Raw genomic sequence first — 7,116 nt, 5'->3', positions numbered from 1 at the left:
GAAATACTCATTCCCGATATTGGCGGCTTTGGAAACCAGTTGTTCGCTACTCCTGAAGATCCTCCTACTTGGTCATCCCGAGTAGAACTTCCGACCGCTGCATCCGTTACGCCAAACTCACGTGTGTTAGTACGCCCGTTAAATTCGTTGACCGGTGCTTCAGGTGCTCCTGTCTTAGAAGGTATAGTTCTAGGCGGGAATTTTCGTTAACATCAATAAGAGCATAAGGAGCTGTCCCTTGTCATATGTGACGGAGGGCAGCTCCTTGTTTTGTTGATGAGACGGCTCAGGCTGACGCGCATCGGTTCCGGCGTTCCTTGCTCGATCGTATCCCGTTTCGTGATTCGGGCATCTATAACTTGAACGCATCTGATACACACTCGTCCAGCAAGGAATTTGCTGCAATGACTTCATCAGAGAATAGCCCAATCGTGCTGCTGGGATGTGTATGCATAAGTATCGTGATCACACGGAAGCCCTTCCGCTTCTTGGCTGGCACAAAAGTGTCAGCATACCACTCTGTATAACTGTCCATCCCGTCTGTTATAAATATTATGTCCGCCCTTTGATATGGATTAAGCTCTATTAGCTTTAGCCCTTCTTTTAGAGCCGCCTCAAAGTTAGTTCCGCCATTCAAAAAGGACTCGGCAAGCTCAATAAGTTGGCTGGCCTGTATCTTACCTTTTGGGAAGAGGTAGGTCTCCTTAACATGACTCGCAAACGGAATGTAAGCAAAATCACGGAGCTGCTTCTTCGCAATCGACATCAGTGCAAGCATGAAGCCTTTAGATAGCTCATCCTGAGATTGCATGCTCCCCGATTGGTCTAGGATAAGCACGATTGGCCCTCGCTTAAGTGATTCTTTCCCGCTTCGGTCCATCTGCATCAGTTTTCCTTCGGACCATTCCTTAAGAAAAACTCTCCTGCGTTCCGGAGATAGAAACTTAACCCATTCACTTGGCAATACCCTGGCGAGCTCCCCTCCTAAGGTTATCTCACCATATTGCATGCTCTCTTTATGCTTTTGCCGTTGTTTTATTTGGGCCGTTTGGATGAATCTCCCCGCATGTTCCATGATCTTTTTTAGCTTGGGATGATGTCTCAGTTTCTCAGCAAGCAGAAGTTTATCCTGAAGCGGGATACGGCTTAATTCCTGCCTGCCCTGCTGGCTACGGAGACCGCCCATCATGCGATCCAACGCCTCAAGTGTTTCTTTCGTCTGTTTAGTCGCCTCATGTAAGTGTCTATCTAAATTAGCCTTACTCCCTCTTATACTAGAAGCTCCTGATGAGGAAGATAATTCAGTACCTCTATAATTGAACTGCTGAAGAAGCTTGTCTGCTAAAATAATCGTGGCAACCGCAGCAGCCAGGTCATTTAACTTGGTTAGATCCCTTAGTTCGGCTATTGACACTTGTATCAGTAAGAATGAAATCCACGGCTCATTGGTTACAGCAACGGGCGAGATATTTTGCCGCAAACGGGGATTTTCTTGAAAGAGCAGCATAAACATATCTGCTAGCAAGGACGGAAAGCTACTATATGTCGTTGAGCCCGCTCTCGCTTTTTCTTGAAGGGACCTTGAAACTTGAAACAAAAACGCCCAACGTTTCTCCTCCAGATAATCCGTTTCAAGTACGTAATGAAACTCCATCGTGACCTCCAGCTAGAGCTTTAGTACCTTTGCGGCGACTATTTTTCTGGTGTCATCTATCCATTCACTTAGGGCCTTTACAACTGAATCATGCTCGTGAATCCCTTCTCGCCTAAGCATTTGATCCAAGGCCTTGCAATCCTTGTTGAGCTTCTCCACCTTATTTAACACCTCTAAACCACTGACAGCATCTGATATTTCTATCCCATTTAACTGCTGGATTTGATGGCTCATCTCTTGAATTTGGGCACGGATATGATCAATTCGTTTATTAGCTGTATCGTTCTGGTACCGCCTGATTACATCACTTATCTTATCTCTTTCTTCTGGCTTATCCCACAGGCTATGTATGAGTACGGACAGATTATCGCATGTAACCTGTTTGAAGCCCTGCAAAAATGCATGCGCTTGAAGCAAACGAACCGATTGCATATATCTTCGATCTGAAATAACGATACCTTGCTGATAAAGCTCTTGGCGGATCGAAGTAATTGAAGAAAGCACGGTGTCGTGAATCGGTAACTTTGCAACCTCCTGTTGCATTTTGGAAAGCTCCTTAAGTGTCAGGGCAGGCTTTGGGGTCGGTGTGTGATCAAGCCCGCCTGTAAGCATCGTCATAAAACCGCGGTCACTTTTTATATAGCCGAGTTCGACTCTGAGTTGAAACCGGTCATAGAGGGCTTCCAGCCCTTCGCCTTCCATAGGATATTCATTCGATGCACCAATCATCGTCATTAAAGGGATACGAAGCGCCTTACCGTTGTTATAAAACAGCCGTTCATTTATCGCAGTTAGAAAGCTGTTTAGTAATGCTGAGTTCGCTTTGAAGATTTCATCGAGAAAAACAAGCTCTGCCGCAGGCATTTTCCCTTCAACTTGACGAATATATTGATCATTCTCTAGTCCCTTCAAACTAACTGGGCCAAATACTTCGTCGGGTGTTGTAAACATGCCTAGTTGCCATTGAAAATAGTTTAAGCCGGTAATGAGGGAGGCGAATTCAGATACGATAGCTGTCTTAGCAGTTCCTGGAGGTGAAATAAGGAGTAAATGCTTCTTCGATAGCAGCGCTATCAAGAGCAGGTCGACAATTTCTTCTCTCTCTACAAATTTACTTGATAAATAGGATTGAATAGAGCGCAGCTTTCTTAATGACATTCGTAAGAGATTCCCTTCTATGGATTGGAATCTTATTATAACGAAAGATAAGCGCGAATATCGAAATGGGTATTTCGTCAAAAAAGATGATTTTGGCAATCTAATCTGTGGATAACTCTAGTATTCTCCCTGCATGTCTCCTGTTTTTCTCCTTCATTCGCAAGTAATCGCCTATTTACATAGTTGACTGCTGCGACTGCTTTCACATGCCTTGTATCCTTATACTGTCATTGAATGGAGTTCATTAGCTCGTAGAAGTATTGAGGTTCATGAGTCTTGTTAAGACGATACCAAGCGTCTAATGTTTGGGGAGACCAAACATCCAGCGCTTCTAAAACATGAACAGAAAATTCTAATGGTGCTACACCGGATGCAGTAATCAATCTACCATCGGTGACAGCAGATTCCGCTTTGTAATATTCTTGGCCCGTGTAAGAAGGGCAAACCATTTTAAGGTAGTCCAAATTATTGCTTGTGTGCGAGCGTGAATCTAACAATCCGGCTTGAGCAAGTCCTAAGGTAGCACCGCATATTGCTCCAACGACTACCCCTTCCTTTAAACACATCTCGGCAACTTTTAATAGGGGTACGTGAACAGGTTCAGTCCATGTATTTCCACCAGGTAAAATCAGTGCCTCTATGCCTTTAATGCTGCACTCACCCACTTTAATATCAGGCATTATCTTTAATCCGCCCATTGTCGTTACTGGAGTTTTGTCTATTCCAACAGTGACTAGTTTTACTGGAGCCAGCCCCGGTCTGAAGTATCTTCCAGAGTTCAGTTCGGCGGCTAAATAACCAATTTCCCAATCGGACATGGTATCAAACACATAAAGATATACGGTATTATTCATTTTCAGGTCTCCTCATAAAGTTCATTAGGTAACAGCAGCCTTTCATCTATAATGAATGGCTATCCTCATCATAAAACAACTTCACTGACAACTGCTGTCAGTGAAGTTGTTTACCCCGTTAATGACTTCGTCCCGAACTTCCCGGAGTGCTTTGCATGCCAGCCTAGCTGTTTAGCGAGCTCATCCCTTAGGCTGGAGTGATGGTACTAATCAAACTCAACCGCTCCCGCCATGCAGACGCCGATCGGCTTCAGCACATGCACATGCATGACCTCGATCGTTTCGGCATGAGCATCCAGCATTTCTTGCAGTTCATCATCAGTAAAACAATACGTAAAGATCACCCAGAAACCCGAATCACAAAATATTACTAGTCCTATCTCGAGATAATTATACAATGCCAAAAGATTTGTATTGAGGGCTAGCAGCTCCCTGAACTACGATGATGGCGAGCGGCGGCCGGCACCGTATCCCCGATCGGGAAAGGAGAATGCGAATAATAGAGATTTAATAACAGAGAATGAGGACTGTAGTCTGAAGATCGGTTTGTCCATCCTAAATCATTTGGAGGTTAAAAAATATGTCTAGCAGAACCCTTAGGTACGCTCTTCTATTGACCATGATCGTTTCTCTGAGCATAGCTTCCATAGTAAGTGCAGCTGTCATCAATCATCACCAAGTGGTAGGATTCAAGGAAGTGACCCCGACTACAGTTACTCAAAAAGCAGCGAAACTCTTTCAACCCACATTAAAGGTTTCTAATGCGTGTGTGCCCTTCCCTGCAGTAGATGTGAATGGTAATACCAGTGGCGGTTTGGCCCCTTCAGGATCACCTAGCGGAGAGTGCAGCTCCAGCATTGGCCAAGTATATGAACGTTCAGCATGGTACAATGGCGTGTGGGCAATTATGTATTCTTGGTATTTCCCTAAAGACGGTCCAATTACGCAAGCGGGCCACAGACATGACTGGGAAGCCGTTGTCGTGTGGGTAGATAATCCTGCAGCTGCGAATCCAAAAATTCTGTCCATCGCAGCTTCTCAGCACGGCAAATTCGTGAATAAAGCTCCTAGCACCTCCAACACGAATGGAACTCATCCTAAGATTGAATATAAGAGTATCTTCCCGCTGAACAACGCCCTATATCATACGAGTACCGATGGCGGCTATCAACCGCTAATTGGCTGGAACGATTTATCTGCTGCCGCAAGACATGCATTAAATACAACCAGCTTCGAGGATGCCAACGTTCCTATGAATGACGCTAACTTCCAATCCAATCTTGCGAAAGCTTGGTTCCAATAAGCGATTCAAGCTTGCGACCTGCTTATTAAGCAGGTCGTTTTTTCTTTCTTCTAGCCAAGGCCTGGGGGTGATGGTGCGAAGCGAATAGCATCATTTGCGCTGTCGAGATGTGGCCACCACTGCCGGTACGGGTTTTCCAGTTCATTCTACCCGCGGCCTGCGTCCGGCTCATGGTTCGACCGGCCGCGGCGCTTGGTCCATCTTCTCGCCCGGAGCATTCGCTAGAAACACTCGACCAGCTGCCAAGTGTAAAAACCCGCTTGCTGTCTTATGCCCAAATCCTCAGCTTCCGAAATGATTCGCAACCCACAGCCGACCGGTTCCCGCTTCCTCGAACAAGTCGACGAAATGGTTCCCGCTGCCGACGGTCCAGAGATTCTCCAGATACTCGTTGATCGGGTTGACCTTAGGCTCATAGTCGAATTCGTCGCCTGTTTTCTTGCGGACCAGCGAGTCAGCAAATTCTCTTCTTTTCCCCAACCCATTCATTCATTAATCTGAGTTAACATTCATCGGCCTATAGTTTCCGTCCTTAGCGTTACTTGACCCACTTCCTCGGCATACGCAACATTATCCAACATTCCTCTGCATTTAATGATATTCCAATAAACAAGGTTTTATTTATAACCCCCTATTTTTTTCCTGTTATTGGATAGCTTATATTAACTACTCCCTGTATCTGGACAACTCGTAATTTCCCTACCTATCTACTCTTGAGAATGCAACAAACTAGCATAGGCATGAATAAAAATAGTCCAAGCCTCGGTTAAGAAGCTTGGACATTCTTATAGCAATTCTCAGCCCACTGTACCATCCCTCACCAACAGTGAACAGCACTCCACATGTGTTGTGTAGACAGTGAAAACAGTTAAAGGAATAGCATTTGCTCAGTAAAAGAGCGGTGACAAAGTCGCCGCTCCCAAATCGTATGTGATTTTATACTTTCAAAAGGTCTTTAATTGATACCTTAGCACTCCTCATCTTTATCTTTACCATCTTTGAAAAATCTATTTTGAAAGGATAGTACAAATTCTTGTGCTACTTTTTGTGAAAGAAAACTTATCATTTCTGTTGTAAATACTGGGTATTTGTCTGGAGGAAACTTAGCGACCATCTCATCCATAGCATTTTGAGTAATAGTGTGAATCCTTCTGCTGACTGTTACTTTATCGATCCTTTGAAATAATAGCTTCATACGCTCTCGAAATTTAGATTCATCAATATCATCTGAGCAATATTGTTTTAATTCCCTAGGCGATATGGTTAATGGAGCATCATATATAACTACTTCATTTGTTACTAGATTATAATGATAGCTCTCATATAACTCCATTCCATCGTAATCATTACTTAGAGTTACAACAAATTTAAACTCATTAAACAACTCAACATATACAAACAAGCACTTTGTCTTGGCATTTCCAATTAATACTATCGAGTGCAGAATCTCTTCAGCTTCTTTATAAAACACTTCTCTTCTAGGATAAAAATACTTAATACTGTCACAATTCTCTTTACTCTCAATAAATGGGAGTAGATGTTTAATTACTGAAGGGTCTCCGCCTTTATCAACAAAATAATTAACAGCCATTTTGCATATTGCCCTTTTTATATCTATTCCGCCAAATGTTAGGCCGATAGTGACTGACTCCAGATACTTTTTTCCTTTTTTATGATTGTGTAATGCTTTTTCAATGTCCATCTCAGGATAACTTCTTTGTAATCCCTTTAATACCTTAGTAGCTTCGCCAACAGAAGAAGCTTCTATATGAATAACCTTTTCACCTTTTTCGATATACGGTCTAGCCCACTTTATTTTTCCACCTGGTTCAATTATAACTTCTCTATCTCTATATTTACCCTTGATATTTTGGGGTTCACCTCTGTCTCTCTTAATATCTAAGAGATTTGCAATCGGATTTAATTGCTTCGATAGTTGATGATCTATGTCACTTCCAAACCTAGAATTGCAATCTTTACACATTAATTTCTTTGACTTCAATTTACCACCAATTGAATTTAGAAGAATATGCTCTTCAGTTTCGTTGTCTTTCGTTAATTTAATATCACAAATATAGCAATTCAATTCTATCCCCTACTTATCCACTCAATCTCTACAATAAAAGACCAGAATTTTACATATAACT

Annotated in this window: 6 protein-coding genes and 1 pseudogene; 1 reads left to right on the top strand and 6 read right to left on the bottom strand. The window is 43.0% G+C overall.

The genetic code is table 11. The features are described from left to right. Positions 1-352 precede the first annotated feature (352 nt). The 4 genes from L1N82_RS22285 to L1N82_RS22270 all read right to left on the bottom strand — a co-directional run bounded on the left by L1N82_RS22285 (position 353) and on the right by L1N82_RS22270 (position 4,010). Positions 353-1,654: a VWA domain-containing protein gene (locus L1N82_RS22285; protein ID WP_235289638.1), complete on the bottom strand. Its 1,302-nt coding sequence runs from the start codon at positions 1,652-1,654 to the stop codon at positions 353-355. 12 nt (positions 1,655-1,666) lie between these two features. Further along, the gene (locus L1N82_RS22280) at positions 1,667-2,812 is read right to left on the bottom strand and encodes an AAA family ATPase (protein WP_235289637.1); all 1,146 of its coding nucleotides are present in this window, start codon (positions 2,810-2,812) and stop codon (positions 1,667-1,669) included. 227 nt (positions 2,813-3,039) lie between these two features. Then, complete coding sequence (locus L1N82_RS22275; RefSeq protein WP_235289636.1) at positions 3,040-3,666, bottom strand: type 1 glutamine amidotransferase family protein; 627 nt, start codon at positions 3,664-3,666, stop codon at positions 3,040-3,042. Positions 3,667-3,872: 206 nt separating this feature from the next. Beyond that, positions 3,873-4,010, bottom strand: coding sequence for a hypothetical protein (locus L1N82_RS22270; protein WP_235289644.1), 138 nt, complete (start codon positions 4,008-4,010; stop codon positions 3,873-3,875). A 275-nt stretch (positions 4,011-4,285) separates the two neighbouring features. Between L1N82_RS22270 and L1N82_RS22265 the strand changes: the two genes are divergently transcribed. After that, on the top strand, positions 4,286-4,969 hold the full coding sequence (locus tag L1N82_RS22265; RefSeq protein WP_235289643.1) for an NPP1 family protein: 684 nt from the start codon (positions 4,286-4,288) through the stop codon (positions 4,967-4,969). Positions 4,970-5,155: 186 nt separating this feature from the next. On the opposite strand, the pseudogene L1N82_RS22260 reads toward L1N82_RS22265, so the two are convergent. Further along, positions 5,156-5,344 (bottom strand): annotated as a pseudogene (locus tag L1N82_RS22260) (RtcB family protein); the annotation flags it as partial. 592 nt (positions 5,345-5,936) lie between these two features. Beyond that, a complete protein-coding gene (locus tag L1N82_RS22255; protein WP_235289635.1) occupies positions 5,937-7,055 on the bottom strand; it encodes an HNH endonuclease in 1,119 nt (372 codons plus the stop codon). Positions 7,056-7,116 lie beyond the last annotated feature (61 nt).

It is taken from the genome of Paenibacillus tarimensis, from assembly GCF_021532315.1.
GTDB classification, from domain to species: Bacteria; Bacillota; Bacilli; order Paenibacillales; family Paenibacillaceae; genus Paenibacillus_I; species Paenibacillus_I tarimensis.
The sequence above is the reverse complement of the archived record's forward strand: the minus strand, read 5'-3'. Positions and strand labels throughout refer to the sequence as shown.